General features: G+C 38.7%; 9 protein-coding genes. 7 read left to right on the top strand and 2 right to left on the bottom strand.

Annotated elements, in window-relative coordinates; genetic code table 11:
* Positions 1-150 precede the first annotated feature (150 nt).
* From ACYVLS_RS12090 to ACYVLS_RS12075, 4 genes are all read left to right on the top strand, one after another.
* Complete coding sequence (locus tag ACYVLS_RS12090; RefSeq protein WP_460324946.1) at positions 151-1,332, top strand: glycosyltransferase; 1,182 nt, start codon at positions 151-153, stop codon at positions 1,330-1,332.
* A 130-nt stretch (positions 1,333-1,462) separates the two neighbouring features.
* Positions 1,463-2,947, top strand: a complete 1,485-nt coding sequence (locus ACYVLS_RS12085) for a lipopolysaccharide biosynthesis protein (protein ID WP_460324943.1) — start codon at positions 1,463-1,465, stop codon at positions 2,945-2,947.
* Positions 2,948-3,258: 311 nt separating this feature from the next.
* A complete protein-coding gene (locus ACYVLS_RS12080) occupies positions 3,259-4,113 on the top strand; it encodes a metallophosphoesterase (RefSeq protein WP_460324940.1) in 855 nt (284 codons plus the stop codon).
* Between the two features lie 139 nt (positions 4,114-4,252).
* Positions 4,253-5,479 carry an MFS transporter gene (locus ACYVLS_RS12075; RefSeq protein ID WP_460324937.1) on the top strand — a complete coding sequence of 409 codons (1,227 nt, stop codon included), beginning with the start codon at positions 4,253-4,255 and terminating at the stop codon, positions 5,477-5,479.
* Positions 5,480-5,839: 360 nt separating this feature from the next.
* Here ACYVLS_RS12075 and ACYVLS_RS12070 read toward each other — a convergent pair whose 3' ends face one another.
* Complete coding sequence (locus ACYVLS_RS12070) at positions 5,840-6,745, bottom strand: nuclease-related domain-containing protein (protein ID WP_460324934.1); 906 nt, start codon at positions 6,743-6,745, stop codon at positions 5,840-5,842.
* A gap of 414 nt (positions 6,746-7,159) precedes the next feature.
* On the opposite strand from ACYVLS_RS12070, the gene ACYVLS_RS12065 reads away from it, so the two are divergent.
* The gene (locus ACYVLS_RS12065; RefSeq protein WP_460324931.1) at positions 7,160-8,887 is read left to right on the top strand and encodes a bifunctional metallophosphatase/5'-nucleotidase; all 1,728 of its coding nucleotides are present in this window, start codon (positions 7,160-7,162) and stop codon (positions 8,885-8,887) included.
* A gap of 400 nt (positions 8,888-9,287) precedes the next feature.
* Here the strand turns inward: ACYVLS_RS12065 and ACYVLS_RS12060 are convergent, their stop codons facing one another.
* The gene (locus tag ACYVLS_RS12060) at positions 9,288-10,043 is read right to left on the bottom strand and encodes a MurR/RpiR family transcriptional regulator (RefSeq protein ID WP_460324928.1); all 756 of its coding nucleotides are present in this window, start codon (positions 10,041-10,043) and stop codon (positions 9,288-9,290) included.
* 154 nt (positions 10,044-10,197) lie between these two features.
* Between ACYVLS_RS12060 and ACYVLS_RS12055 the strand changes: the two genes are divergently transcribed.
* Positions 10,198-12,189 carry a fructose-specific PTS transporter subunit EIIC gene (locus ACYVLS_RS12055; RefSeq protein ID WP_460324925.1) on the top strand — a complete coding sequence of 664 codons (1,992 nt, stop codon included), beginning with the start codon at positions 10,198-10,200 and terminating at the stop codon, positions 12,187-12,189.
* 68 nt (positions 12,190-12,257) lie between these two features.
* Positions 12,258-14,906, top strand: coding sequence for a glycoside hydrolase family 38 N-terminal domain-containing protein (locus ACYVLS_RS12050; protein ID WP_460324922.1), 2,649 nt, complete (start codon positions 12,258-12,260; stop codon positions 14,904-14,906).
* The last annotated feature ends 3 nt before the right edge of the window (positions 14,907-14,909 follow it).

The raw sequence follows: 14,909 nt of genomic DNA, 5'->3' as shown, positions 1-14,909 counted from the left end.
TGTTTGTTTTAGTGAACTTCATTTTATCAGATTAAGGGGGGAAGAGGTGTCTTTTTGCACTTTTATTGAAAGAGCAACGATAGTTGCTTTAAAACATGATAAAAATTTAAAAAAATTGGTAATTACTTTATTATACGAGGAGGTATTCTTATGAAAGAGAAGAAAAAAATAATTATAGTTAATAATAATTTAAATACTGGTGGTACAACAAGTGCTTTAGTTAATCTCCTCAATGAAATTAAAGAAATATATGATGTAACTATTCTGATTTTTAATGCTGGTGCAGAACACAATGTGAGCTTACCTGGAGAAGTTACTTTAATAGAAGCTAATTCTTATCTAAGGTTATTAGGTATAACGCAGGATCAGACAAGTGAAGAGGGTTTACACCTGTATTTATTGCGCGGCGCATTAGCATTATGGACTAAATTAATAAATAATTTTCTTCCATTTAAGATTTTATTTTCAACTCAACAGACAATCAAAGGGTATGATGTGGCAATATCATACTTACAGGGGTCGTTAAAAAATCAGTTTTACGGTGGCTGTAATGAATATGTGTTAAGTAAAGTAGAGGCTGATAAAAAAATTGGCTTTGTGCATTGTGATTACTTAAAATATGGAGGAAACACTGGAATAAATAAATACTACTATAGAAAGTTTGACAGTATAGCTGCAGTGTCTAATGGTTGCAGCTCAAATTTTAAAAAGGCAATTCCTGAACTATCTTCAAAAGTTTTTAGTGTTAAAAATTTCCATAATTTCAATGACATAAAAAGACGTGGAATGGAGAAACCTGTTCAGTATAATGAAGAATTTTTCAACATGATAACAGTTGCTCGATTGAGTAGTGAGAAGGGAATAATTAGAACAGTTGATGCAATTAAGAAATTGAAAAATAATAACTATAAAATACAATGGCATATTGTAGGGGATGGACCCCAGAAAAGTGAAATTGAGCAGTATATAAAAGAAAGGTCACTTGAAAATAGCATTTTTCTCTATGGCAATAAAGACAATCCTTATCGCTATATAACAAATGCCGACATTTTCTTATTACCATCATTTCATGAAGCAGCTCCAATGGTCATAGGCGAATCTAAATGTTTAGGGACACCAGTTATTACAACTAATACAATTTCAGCGAAGGAAATGATTATAGAGGGTAAAGAAGGTTTTATAAGTGAAAATAATGAGGATGCACTCTATGATAATCTATTAAAAATTTTAAATAATCCTAAATTAATTGAAAATTGTAGAGAATATTTGAATTCTCAAGATTACTCTAATGATGAAGCATTGGAACAGTTTATAAGTATTATTGAAAGCTGACTATTTCTAAGCTAGACCATTCATTATCATAAAATCTCTTTATGGACTCTTGTTTTATATATTTATTTGAAATTAACAACCGCTACTAGTCTTTAGATATTGAAAGAACATAGAATTGAGGGGGCAGTTTATGAATAACAATGACTCATACAAAGATAGCACTATAAAAAGCATGATATGGAGTTTCATGGATACGGTCGGCTCTCGAGCGATTCAGCTGATCTTTCAATTGTTCATGGCAAGATTACTGTTACCCTCTGACTTTGGTGTATTGGGTATTATGACGATGTTTATAATGATATCTGTAACAATAGTCGATAGTGGGTTCAAAAATGGACTGCTTAGAGAAAAGGATTCCAGCCAGACTGATTATTCTACTGTTTTTTTCTATAATGTTTTTATGGCTCTTACTTTGTATGTGTTACTATTTTTCTCAGCAGATTTAATCAGTATGTTCTTTGAAATTCCTCAACTAATCAGTGTCATTCGTGTATTAGGATTAGTAATTATAATAGATTCAATCGGTTTAATGCAGAAGGTCTTATTGACAAAAAGCATGAGGTTCGGTGTGCAGATGAAAATTAACATTGGAGCCTCCATAATATCGGGCTTAATAGCGATTGGATTAGCTCTTAGCGGTTATGGAATATGGAGTTTAGTTATTAAGGTGCTTTTGTTACAGTTATTGCAATGTCTATCATTTATTTATGTGAATAGATGGAGGCCTTCGCTTAATTTCAGTTTTACATCCTTTAAACAGTTATTTAACTTCGGATGGAAAGTATTGATTTCAGAATTGCTGACATTAATGTATGAGAATCTGTATACAGTCATCATAGGAAGAGGATTCTCCTTAACTAGTTTAGGTTTTTATTCAAATGCTCAGAAGTTAAGTGTGAGCGCTTCTGATTCTATTGAAATATCTATAGAAAAAGTCAGCTACCCTTTATTCAGCAAGCTTAAAGATGAAGGGTCTAGGTTGAAATATGGTTTTCAAAAAGTATTTAAGAGTACAGTTTTTATAACATTTCCGGTTATGCTTATATTAGCTTCGCTTGCCCCCGCTTTATTCAGAATTGTATTAGGAAAAAACTGGATACCAGCTATTCCTTTTTTTCAAATCTTGTGCTTAGCGGGCATGTTTACACCCCTTCATAATCTTAATCTTAGTATTCTACAGGTTAAAGGGCGCTCTGACTTATATTTAAAAGTGAAATTTATTGAGAAATTAATCGGATTAGTTATTGTTACAATGGTATTATTATTGAGATTGAGCATTTTCGGGCTACTATGGGGACTAGTACTAAATTATTTTATTTCTTATTTCATTAATGCTTCTTACACGAAAAAAATGATTAACTACTCAATTATCGATCAACTAAAAGACATCAAAAAAATAACTATTATTTCTTTCCTAACTTCAACTGCTGTATTTATATTGAATTACATTACTAATTTAAATGATATTATATTGATTTCAGTACAAGGAATAACTGGTCTAATCATTTATATACTATTATCCTATTTATTTAAAGTGGAGGAACTAGACACGCTTTATCACTTTATAAAACCTATTCAAAAAAAGTTTTTATGGAAGAAAGCGTATAAAACATGATTAGGCTATTTTGAATAAATATTAGAATTTAGATGATTTAGTTATTTATATATCTAGTTGAAATGAGGAAAGGAAGTGTATTAAAGTCAGTTTCTATTTCTTCGTATAAAGCGAAAAATACAATATCATAACCCAAAGATTTGATGTGTAATTGTCTCGAAAAAGATTGTTACCGAAAGTTTATTGTTTCAGTATCATTCACTGTTATTTATTCTCAAAATAGCGTATAGTTTAAATGTTATTCAGTGTGTAGGTATTACTGAATAGTCACTTTTTATTTACTAAATATATTGTTTCGAGGAGATAACTCTGTGAAAAGATTTAAACTCGTTCGTTTGCTATTACTATTACTATTTACAATGTTAATTGCTGCTTATTTGGTTTGGCAGAACAACGCCATTCAAGTGACGCATTATGATTTTAATCATACTGATATACCCGAGGCTTTTGACGGCTATACAATCGTACAAGTTTCTGATCTCCATAATAAGGATTTTGGCAATCAGCTAACTGATAAGGTTAGAGAACAAAACCCAGACTTGATTGCAGTGACAGGGGACGTCATTGATAGCAACCGTACGGATATTCCTGTAGCTATAGAGGCCTTGACTGAATTGGTTGAGATGGCTCCGGTTTATTTTGTGTCCGGTAATCATGAAATAGCGTCAGAGCAGTATCCTGAACTGCAAGTAGAAATGGAAGCAATCGGAGTCATTAACTTAGATAATTCATCTTTATTGCTTGAACGAGAGGGTACTGAAATCGGCTTGATCGGCCTGGAGGATCCGTTATTGGTCACACGAGAAGAAATTGAAATGGCCGGATCTCAGGAACAGTTTCTGCAGGATAGTCTGGTTGGCTTAACTAATCAAGTTGGTACAGACTTTAACCTACTGCTATCCCATAGGGCCGAAGTGATGGAGTTGTATGCCCGAACAGACGTGGACTTGGCTCTGACAGGGCATGCCCATGGCGGACAGATTCGAGTACCAGGTGTGAATGGTTTATATGCACCTACTCAAGGTTTCTTTCCAGAATACACTAGCGGTTTGTATGAAGAGGGTGACACGCAGATGATAGTGAGCCGTGGACTAGGGAACAGTCTGTTTCCATTTCGTGTTAATAATCGTCCTGAGCTTATAGTGGTTACGCTTGAATCAGAGTAAATTTCAATTAAGTTATCTGCTGGCCCCTAACAGGTGTCAGCGTTTTTTTGGCTAAAGGTGGAAAACTTCTCTACACAAGTGCAATTCAAGAGCGTATACTGGATATAATGTAGAATTTTTATGAAGTGGAGACGTTTATATGAAAAATAAGAGTATGAAGCACTGGCTCGTGATGCTTAGCTTGTGTGGGGTGACCATCAGCGCGATTGGTTTACCGGTCATGACAAATGGTGTATTTATTACGCCCATTGCTGAAAGTTTAGGTGTTTACCGTGGGACAGTATCGATGCATAATACATTAACCTTGTTTGCCAAGGCCATTATGTCATTATATGCCGGGATGCTAGTGAAAAAGTTCCCGCTCAAGGGTCTTTTGCTGGTGGGTGTTCTTTTAGCAGGGGGGGCTAATGTCCTGTTGGGAATGACTCAATCGATCCTTGTCTTTAACATTTTGGGAACCGTTCGAGGAATCGGGAGTGGAATGCTGGCATGGGTTCCATTGACAATCGTTGTCAATGAATGGTTTGAAGAAAAGCACGGCTTAGTTATGAGCATTGTCCTAAGCTTCAGCAGTGTCGGTGGCGCGCTATTTTCACCTATATTCTCCAATTTAATTGAACTGTATGGTTGGGAAGTCAGCTACCAGTTGATGGGACTACTGATTGTTTTATTCACTTTGCCAGCTATACTTATTCCTTATACTTTAAACCCGAGAGATTCCGGGTATCTGCCGTATGGGAAGAAAGAAGAAACTGCTGAACAGACAGCTAAAAAAGAAGCCACAATCAAACGCGAGGCACAAGGAGGCGTTAGCGGACTTCTGTTTGGAATGATGTTTGCTTTCACACTGCTTCAGACAATGCTGATAGGTGTGCCCCAGCACTTTCCAGGCTTTGCTCAGACAGTAAACTTGACGAGTGCGGTAGGGGCGACCATGTTGTCCATTACAATGCTCAGCAGTATTGTGTTTAAACTGGGAATGGGCTACATCAGTGACCGAATCGGTCCGATAAAAAGTACGCTGGTGATGATCAGTCTCGTTGGTGTAGCTAGCGTCATGATGATTTTATTTTCCTCGGAAGGACTGCTTTATGCTGCGGCTTTACTATATGGAGGAATCTTCTCCATCCCGTCTGTTAGTGTGACATTGCTGACTAAAGAATTGTTCGGCCGCTATCACTTTGTGCGCCTGTACCCCATACTGGCTTTTGCCACGAGTCTGGGAGCTGCCTTTTCGATTTCACTGGTCGGCTATATCTTTGACTTTACTGGTTCATATATACCGGCATTCGTCTTTTCTTTAGGTGTAAATGTGATTAACTTTGTGATACTGGGATGGATGGTCCGGTTTAAGAATAATAACTAGATTAGGTGTTTAATTAGGTAGAAAGAGAGAGGTCTCTCTCTTTCCTAACGAAAAGTGAATAAAAGAAGAGAAACTCATGCCGATTAGCTGCTAATTGGCATGAGTTTTTCGACTTTCAGAGTAAACTTGTGTCGAATAGGCAATATCGGCATGAGTTTTTTCTTTTTGTGGTGAAACTTGTATCGATTTAACCTTTTTCGGCACAAGTTTGTCTTAAGCTAATCAGAACTTATTTCGATTAGCCGATTTCGTAATTGTCAGAGCTGCTAGATAAGCTTTCAGGATCTTCGTAATGGAATTTTTCGCTCGAGCGAAAAATATCTAACTTATTAGCATTTGTTTTTGGTGTGTTTTGAGAAATTAAGTGTAATAACTACTGCGTCCAGAATGGTGGAGCTCAAAATTCTTAACCAACGCAGATTTGATTCGATTAGACGGCAATTCTAGTCCGCACCATTCGTTGGCGATTTCTCTAGTCAGTTTTTCATTTGGAAACAGCCGTCTGAACTCTCTTAGTGTGCGTTTTATAGCTTCAGCATATTTCTCTTTATAATTACAATGCGGGCATATACGGAATTGTCGCGTTGTATGGCAGTCGTACTTTAAACAGTTTGGGCAATAAATTCCTTTTTTCAGCCGATAAAAAGTATAATCGGGTAGATTCGTTGGTCGATAGTCATGTACATGCATAGAAAGCAATCTATTCGAAAGAGTTTGTGTCTTTGAAGACACTTTTCTTGAATTTTTTGACAAATGTGAAAAGTGGTTTTGGAGTTGTCCTGAAAAAATAACTTGGGGTGTTTCGGGAAAGGAGTACAGGTAGAACTCGGCATTGATAAAGATGACATAACTCGATAGTTCAATTTGATGGCCCATATTTAAGAGTAGGTTATGCAAATATGACTGCTTGCGCTCGACCTGTGCAATAGGATTTTGGACTGCATAGCCGGATTCAGAGTAAATAAAGCCATCCTTGTAATTCTGAGAGCCAGAGTAATTTTTTATCTCATATAGATAAATGTGTCCATCAGTAATATAAAGAGCATCAATCTGAAAATGCGTGTCCTTTGTACTTAGAAGTAAATCACAAATAATTAGACCTGGTAAGTTGGCCTCTTGAATCAAATGGTCAAATTCGAGTTCGCCTTCTAAGCCTTTCTTTTGTGATTCGTATTTAATCCTGGCAGTGGATGAAAGATTATCTCGAACGTATAAGGATTCAAGAATGCAATGGCTCAATGATTTCGATCGGTCTTTTACTATCATGATTTATGGTCCTCCTAGGGTTGTCTTGATACTATAGATACTGTCTTTATTTTTATAAACTCATTAAATTATTTTGAACTATTTTAAAGTTGTCAATGAGGAATTGATCAGTGTGTCTGGTTACAAGTGATAATAAAGAATTTACTAGACTTCTTTAATCTATGGAAAGTTTATAAGTGAAATATTGCTTTATAGGTATCAAGTCTGAATCCAGTTAGAGAAAGACTACTTCAAATCGACCCAATGAATTCGTTACAAATCCAGATTATTTATGTATAGAATGTAACTATTAGAAAGCTCTTATCTTCCTTTTGTAGGTTGCTTTCAAAGGAATCCTGCTATAACATGGAAGCGTATACTACGCTGTTGTTATCTTATAGTGTATTATACAAAATATAAAAGAGGAGTGTTTCAATGGCTAACAAAGGAAGAAATTGGGTGTTGAGTTTATTCTCATCTACCTTATTATTAACTGCACCTATGATGGTGTCCGCTGAAGAAGAAATAGAGGAAGCAGACATCACAGACGAGGGTTCAGACAGCTATTCTTTATCACTTTTCCATACGAATGATATCCATGCCAGCATTGATAATTTTGGTAAAATGGCATATTTCTTGACGGAGCAGCGTGCTCAAGTTGAAAATTCACTGTATCTGGATGCAGGAGATATTTTCAGTGGAAATCCAGTAGTTGACCTTCAAGACGGAGAGCCGATTATCAATCTGTTGAACCACATGAATCTGGACTTGATGACAGTCGGGAACCATGAGTTTGACTATGGACAGGAAGTTTTCCAATACAGAAGAAATGAGTCGAACTTTAACTGGATATCAGCCAATACACGAGTAGTAGATAACTCTATTCCAATTGAAGATTTAGACCCGTTTGAAATTTTTGATTTCGGCGACTTTACAGTAGGCGTTCTGGGATTAACGCAAAACCCACCAGCGACGAATCCAGCAGGCATTGTCGGTTTGGAGTTTGACGACTATGTAGAAACAGCACGTGAATATGAATACTTAAGAGATGAAGTCGATGTGTTTATCGCCTTGAACCATATTGGTTATTCTGCTGATCAGCGTTTAGCTGAAGAAGTTGATTTCTTTGATTTAATTATCGGTGGACATTCACATACGGCGTTGTCAGAGCCGCGTGTAGTTAATGGAACACCTATTGCACACGCAGGAAGTAATGCGCGAAACATAGGAATGCTCGATGTTTCAATTGATGCGGAGACGAAAGACGTTTCCGTCAACGGTCAACTTCAGTCTGTTTCAGAACTGGACGATGCTTTAGTTGATGAAACAGTTCAATCCTTAGTCAATTCTTACAACGAAGCAACAGACGAACTCCTATCTCAAGTCATTGGTTATACTGAAACAGGTTTGAGTCGTGATGCACGCTGGGAAATGGACGTAGCACTCGGTAATATGATTACTGATTCACTTAGAACATTTGCCAATACTGACATTGCCATTACTAATAATGGTGGTATCCGTGCGAGTATCGCAGCTGGGGATATTACTGCAAGAGACATTTTCACCGTTGATCCGTTCGGAAACAATATTACTATTCTTGAAATGACTGGACATGACTTAAAAGACATCATTGCTTATTCGTTTGAGCGTTCTCTCGATAGTTTTGGTGCACAGATCGATCTGCAGACATCTGGATTAAATTACATTATCTATGTAGATGAAAATGGTCGTTATGCTGATTCTGATTTATTTATGTACGGTGAACCAATGGATTTGGATGAGTCTTTTACTATTGCGACAAATAACTTTATTGTTTCCGGTGGAGACGGATATGACTTCTCTCAAGCAACCATTATTCAGGAAGATGCCGGACAGGTAACAAATGCCTTGATTCAATTCGTTCAGGAAACAACTGAAGCTGAAGGAGCTGTGAACTATGCTCCAACAGAAGGCCGAATTCTGACGTTACCAATCGAGGAAAGAGCTGAGCCTGAAGAACCAGAAGCGCCTGGAAATAACCGTGACAATGAGAATCACAACAGAAAGAACCACCAGAACCGCGGAAACAAAGACAATGACAATCACAACCGTCAGAATCACGAAAACCGTGGAAACCAGAACAACAACCGTAAGGAAGTTGCTCCAGGAAAAGCAAACAGATAAATCCAAATGAGGAAGACAACTGCTGCGGCAGTTGTCTTTTTTTAAAGAAAAGAGACTCAATCTTGTGATTGCTAGTTAATCGACACAAGTTAGAGGAGTTTTCCCTCTAACTTGTACCGATTACGGTCTAATTGCTATGAGTTTCGTTACTTTCGAAAGAAACTTGTGTCGAATAAAGCTAATCGGTATGAGTTTTAGGTTAATACCAGTAAACTTGTATCGATTAATAGCTATTCGGCACAAGTTTGCTGTTTTTGAATAAAAACAGCACCCGATTAGTCTGTAACCCTCAACAAAAGAAGACACCACACTCAAAGTACGGGTGTCACTCCATATTATAAAATAATGAAGCCTCCCACTACTGTACAGTAATAGGAGGCTTTCTATCATGTGTTTTCTCTTACTCATCAAGCAGGTGATAGTAATCTATAATCAGGTCACTTAATACAACTAAGAAGGAGCGGGCAGAAATATCATAGCCGCCGTATAATTGATTCTGTACAGATAGACTGATGCCGATTTCAGTTGATTTCATCAGCGAGCTGTCCGGATTGTTTGTTAAAGCAATTGTGGGAATACCCAGATGGTCCATTTTTTCGACGGCTTTCAAGAGTGTTTCAGTATTACCGCTTGAGGAGATAAACACAATACAGTCTTCTTCACTTACCCAGTTAGTCAGCAAATCAATCATATGGGATTCATAAATGTAAGAAGAGGAACAGTTCAGCTGCATCAGACGTTTGCTCATATATTCGCCGACCATTTTAGTGAGACCGACGGATACAATAATTACTTTTTTGGAGTGCTTCATCAAATCGGCTGCTTCTTTGACCAGTTCTACATCCAGCTGGTTTAACCCAGTTGCGAGCTGTTCCATATATTGATGAACGGGATCCAGGTCATTTAAACTGTCCGAGGCATTGAACTCCGCGTATAGGCGTTTTAAATTAAATTTCAGTTCGGCAAAGCCGGAGTAACCGAGCTTATGACTCAACCGAACAATGGTGGTGGTGCTTACATTATTTTCTTCGGCTATAGCTGTCAAAGACATTGTTTGAGCGCGCTCCAAGTTATCTTCAATAAAATAGAGCACCTGTTTTTCTGTAAACGTTAAGTCTCTAATGTGACTAGAGAATAGACTAATTAATTTTCCCATAATAGCTCCTCTTAAAATTCATATGTAAGTCGTCATTAACAGTCTAATTTATATCTGTACAAATGTACAGGGGATGTACTACACGAATAGAATAATATGGAGTAAAGTGTACATAGAGATATGAAAGCGCATGTAAAAACAAGGAGGATAAAAAATGAATTTAGCACAACTGACCAATCAGAATCTGATTCGTTACGATATTCAATCAACAAATAAAGAAGATATTCTACGCGAGCTGGTTCAGTCGTTGAAAGCAGAGAATGTCATATCAGATGAACAGGTTTTTTTTGAAAGCGTTATGAAGAGAGAGGCAACGTCTGAAACCGGTATGGAGAACGGTCTGGCGATTCCTCATGGTAAATCGGATACCGTGAACGAAGCCGGTTTTGCCGTAGCGAGACTGGAAAAACCGGTCGAGGACTGGGAGAGTATCGACCCGAATAACCAGGTAGAACTTGTTTTCCTATTAGCTATCCCGACAAAAGAAGCCGGCTCAACTCATTTAAACGTACTGGCTGAATTAAGCACACGTTTGATGGACCAGGAGTATTTCAACGGACTGCTGAAAGCGTCTAATCCGGATGAATTTATGACGCGTCTGAATACTTATGAAAAAGAGCAGACTGAAGAGTCATCAGCTCACTCGAAACAGACTAAATCAGAGAAAACTATTTTAGGTATCACATCCTGCGCATCCGGCATTGCTCATACCTATATGTCGGCTGAAGCATTGGAAAAAGCGGGCAGAGAACTAGGTTATAAGGTTATCACTGAAAAGCAAGGTGCAACAGGGATTGAAGACCGCTTTACGTATGACCAGATAAGCAAAGCTGACGGTATTATCTTCGCGACAGACTTGCCGGTCAAGGAAAAAGACCGTTTTAAAGGGCTGCCATTTGTACAGACTCGTGTTGCAGCGCCTTTAAAAGACAGTGCGAAGTTAATCAATCAAGTTTTGAATAGCCCGGATGGCACAGTCAGAGCTGCGGAAGAGGGCAGTTCAGGACAGCCAGTACAAGATCATAACGGTAAGAAACAGACGGTGCTACAGGAAATGGTTCAGGCCATCATGACAGGTATCAGCTATATGATTCCGCTTCTTGTTGCCGGTGGTCTGATGATGGGTATTGCTAAACTAGGAGCTATGCCATTTGGACTAGTTAATGAAATTAATGATATCTCTTTTGCCACTCACAGTAATGAATTTTTTGTCATTTTACATCACTTGGATAAATTAGGCTTTATGTTGTTCCAATTCATTTATGCTATTTTTGCGGCCTATACAGCATACGCTATAGCAGACCGAGTCGGTATCGTAGCCGGTTTTGTCGGAGGACTGTTTGCAAACGGAGTTCATTTCCGTTTTTGGGGAATTGAGGGAGGAATTGCCTCTGGTTTCCTTGGTGCCTTAGTTTTAGGTCTCCTGGCCGGATATCTGTCACGCTTTCTAAACCAGAAAATTAAGCTGCACAAAAATCTTCAGGCCATGAAGCCAATGTTCCTGATTCCTGCTGTTTCTGTTCTGGCTATATTCCTGGCCAACTTCTACATTGTTGATCCAGTATTTGGAACCGTCAATCTTTGGATGGAGCGGGCCATCGTTGCTTCAGCCGAATCTGGCGAAGTGATTCTATCGTCAATTATCGCAGCAGCTACAGCATTTGATTTAGGTGGACCAGTCAACAAAGCAGCTGGAGCGATTAATATTGGTCTGGCAGCAGACGGGGTATTCCCGCTGACAGCACGAGTCTTGTCCATTGTCATTCCACCAATCGGTTTAGGTGTCGCAACAGTTATTGACAAATTTGTCGTGGGTCGCCGCGTGTTTAATGCAAACTTGCGTGTAACAGGGAACACGTCAATCTTGCTTGGATTCCTGGCTATCAGTGAAGGTGCAATTCCTTTCATGCTTCAGAATCCGCTGATTACCATTCCGACAAATATTATCGGAGCTATTTTAGGATCTGTAACAGCCGTACTCTTAGGTGCTGTTCAGTGGCTGCCGCTTCCCGCTGTATGGGGATGGCCACTGGTTGACAACGTGGTTGCTTATCTAATCGGTCTTTTAGTCGGTGTCCTGTTCATTGCATTTTCAAATATCTTCATACGAAACAGCCTGATCAAAAAAGGACGAATGACCATATAAACATTAAAAAACAATACCGTGGGGGCTTTAAATCCTCGCGGTTATTGTATTAAACAGGAGGAAGACGAGTGGATTCAAAACGCGTTTATATCGTTCCGCACTCTCATTGGGATCGCGAATGGTATTTTACAATAGAAGATTCAAACTTAATATTAGCTGAAAACATGTCGCACTTACTGACCGTACTTGAAAAGGATGAGTCTTATACGGGCTATGTCTTTGACGGACAGTTGTCTGTAGTGGAAGAGTATCTGAAAGTTGAACCGGATAATAAAAACCGAATCAAAGAACTGGTAACAGCAAAACGCCTGTTTATTGGACCATGGTATACCCAGGCTGACTCTTTATTGGTTCACAAAGAGTCATTGGTTCGTAATTTATTATACGGTGTTCTTGGAGCGGAAGCATTTGGTCACAGCATGAATGTGGGCTATCTGCCGGATATCTTTGGACAAAACACCTACCTGCCGTCAGTGTTTCATGGCTTCGGTATAGACTACAGTGTCCTGCAAAGAGGCATTTACACAGATGAGCTGGACGGCGATGTTCATTTTAAATGGGAATCACCTGACGGTTTAGGAGTGAAATCAGCCCTATTACCGCTGGGATACGGTCCAGGAAAATATTTGGAAACAGGAGAAGGGTACCGGAATGAAACGCTTTATCCATTGGTTGAAAAAATCAGCCATTTAAGCAGTCGAACAGATCACATCTTATTCCCTTCAGGCGGTGACCAGGTACTTATTCGGGAACATTTCCCTGAGACAGTTAACCAGTTGAACGCTATTGAAGATGGCCATACCTATGTTTTATCTGATTATGAAACCTATATGGAAGAAACGTGGGATGATGAGGCCTTTACGCATATCATTAAGGGTGAACTGATTGGAACAGAATTGTCACGCATGCACCGAACAATTCGTTCACAGCGCTATGATATCAAATACTGGAATAGTCTGGTTGAACATAAGCTGATTAATCAGCTGGAACCATTAGCTGTAATCGGAGAACAACAAGGGCTGACATATCCAAAAGCGCGCATTGATGACATGTGGAAAGAGCTCTTTGACGTTCATGCGCATGACAGCATTGGTGGCTGTAATTCAGATGATACCAATCGCGGAATTGTTGAACGCTTGAAAAAGGTAAATCGCCAAGTGGATGGTCTTTTGAATATCATTAAAAAGCAGTTAACTCAGGCAGTTGTCAAAGGCAACAATCTGGATAATTGTCTGCTAGTATTTAATACACAGGCTAAAACAGCTACGCAGTCATTTGAAGTTACACTGTTTACACGAGAAGAAGGGTTTTCTTTGGAAGATGCTGAAGGGAAGCCAGTTCCATACTCATTAGTGCAGTCGGAATATGTTGATGGTGGCAAAAAAGTCCAGGTAACCGATCAAGGCGAGAAACAAATTCCTTTGCCAGGGTATTACAAGCATAAGATACTGATTCAATCGATAACCGTTCCTTCCTTGGGGTATACAACTTTGACAATTTATCCTAATATTAGTGAGGATAAACACCACAAAGAAGAAGGCTTAAACACTATAGAAAACAATCTTTACAGTTTAGTTGTTAAGGACAACCAGTTGCGTCTCACTGATAAAACAACTGAGCAGGAAATTGAAGACTTCATTACGTTTGAAGACACAGCTGATGCAGGAGACTCTTATGATTATTCTCCTTTAGTTGGCTCACGAGCCATTCATCTTTCAGAAGTTGAACTGCTATCTGTCGAAAAACACGAACATGTTCAGAAGATGACTGTACTTCACAAAGGAAAGTTACCGGCAAGTTTAAATGACCGGACAGAAACAGACTCAACTGAAGTGGTGGATTTTGAGGTAGAAACCACTATAGAACTTAGATCAGATGATACATTCATTCGTGTCCGCCATACACTGGATAATCAGGCGAAAGATCACCGAGTGAGAGTCTGCCTGAATACACCGGTCAAAGAAGGTAAGTATTCCTATGGGGATCAAGGGTACAGCCTCATTGAACGTCCGCTAGTGGAAGAGCGCCTGGCTTACTGGAAAGAAAAAGGATACAGAGAAGCGCCGGTTCCAGTCTATACTATTGAACGTTTCGTCGGTTTTGAAGGTGACTCCCAAGCCATTACTGCTTTCACAAGTGGACTAAAAGAATACGAAGTTCTACCGGAACATAACCAATTAGCTTTAACTCTATTCAGAAGCGTCGATCTATTGGGTCGAGATGATCTTGAGTGGCGTCCAGGGCGTGCTTCCGGTATCAATAATAAAGTAGTTGAAACACCTGATGCTCAAATGATTGGAGAATGGTCATTTGATTATGCCGTTAGTTTAGGACACAAGTCAGAACAGGAACTGTTTGAACTGGCTGATCAGTATAATGAACAGATTATCACTTATCAGAATCAGAAACTGAATACATTCGAAGAAAGACTTGACCGTTTCGAAATTCCTAGTCCAATAGAATCCCTTCCTCAGGAAATGAGTCTTCTGGAGATAAGCAACAATAAAGTCTTTATCAGTTCCCTCAAGAAAGCTGAAAAAGAAAAGGGTGTTATTGTTCGTCTATATAATCCGCACAGTCAACCAGAGCAAGCAACTATTCTGACGAAAATGTTTAAGACGGTCTATACAACTAATTTGAAAGAAAACAGAATTGATGAGGTAGATACACTAACTGTACCTGCAAAAGGATATCAGACAGTTCTATTGAAAAAATAAAGG

This window comes from Alkalibacterium psychrotolerans, from assembly GCF_054784355.1.
Note: the sequence above shows the minus strand (reverse complement) of the source record. Positions and strands in the feature narration are given on the sequence as shown.

What these genes read in the sequence shown, in the direction of transcription:
- ACYVLS_RS12075 (WP_460324937.1), top strand. Translation starts at nt 4,253, where the DNA reads ATGAAAAATAAGAGTATGAAGCACTGGCTCGTGATGCTTAGCTTGTGT.
- ACYVLS_RS12065 (WP_460324931.1), top strand. Translation starts at nt 7,160, where the DNA reads ATGGCTAACAAAGGAAGAAATTGGGTGTTGAGTTTATTCTCATCTACC.
- ACYVLS_RS12055 (WP_460324925.1), top strand. Translation starts at nt 10,198, where the DNA reads ATGAATTTAGCACAACTGACCAATCAGAATCTGATTCGTTACGATATT.
- ACYVLS_RS12090 (WP_460324946.1), top strand. Translation starts at nt 151, where the DNA reads ATGAAAGAGAAGAAAAAAATAATTATAGTTAATAATAATTTAAATACT.
- ACYVLS_RS12085 (WP_460324943.1), top strand. Translation starts at nt 1,463, where the DNA reads ATGAATAACAATGACTCATACAAAGATAGCACTATAAAAAGCATGATA.
- ACYVLS_RS12070 (WP_460324934.1), bottom strand. Translation starts at nt 6,745, where the DNA reads ATGATAGTAAAAGACCGATCGAAATCATTGAGCCATTGCATTCTTGAA.
- ACYVLS_RS12060 (WP_460324928.1), bottom strand. Translation starts at nt 10,043, where the DNA reads ATGGGAAAATTAATTAGTCTATTCTCTAGTCACATTAGAGACTTAACG.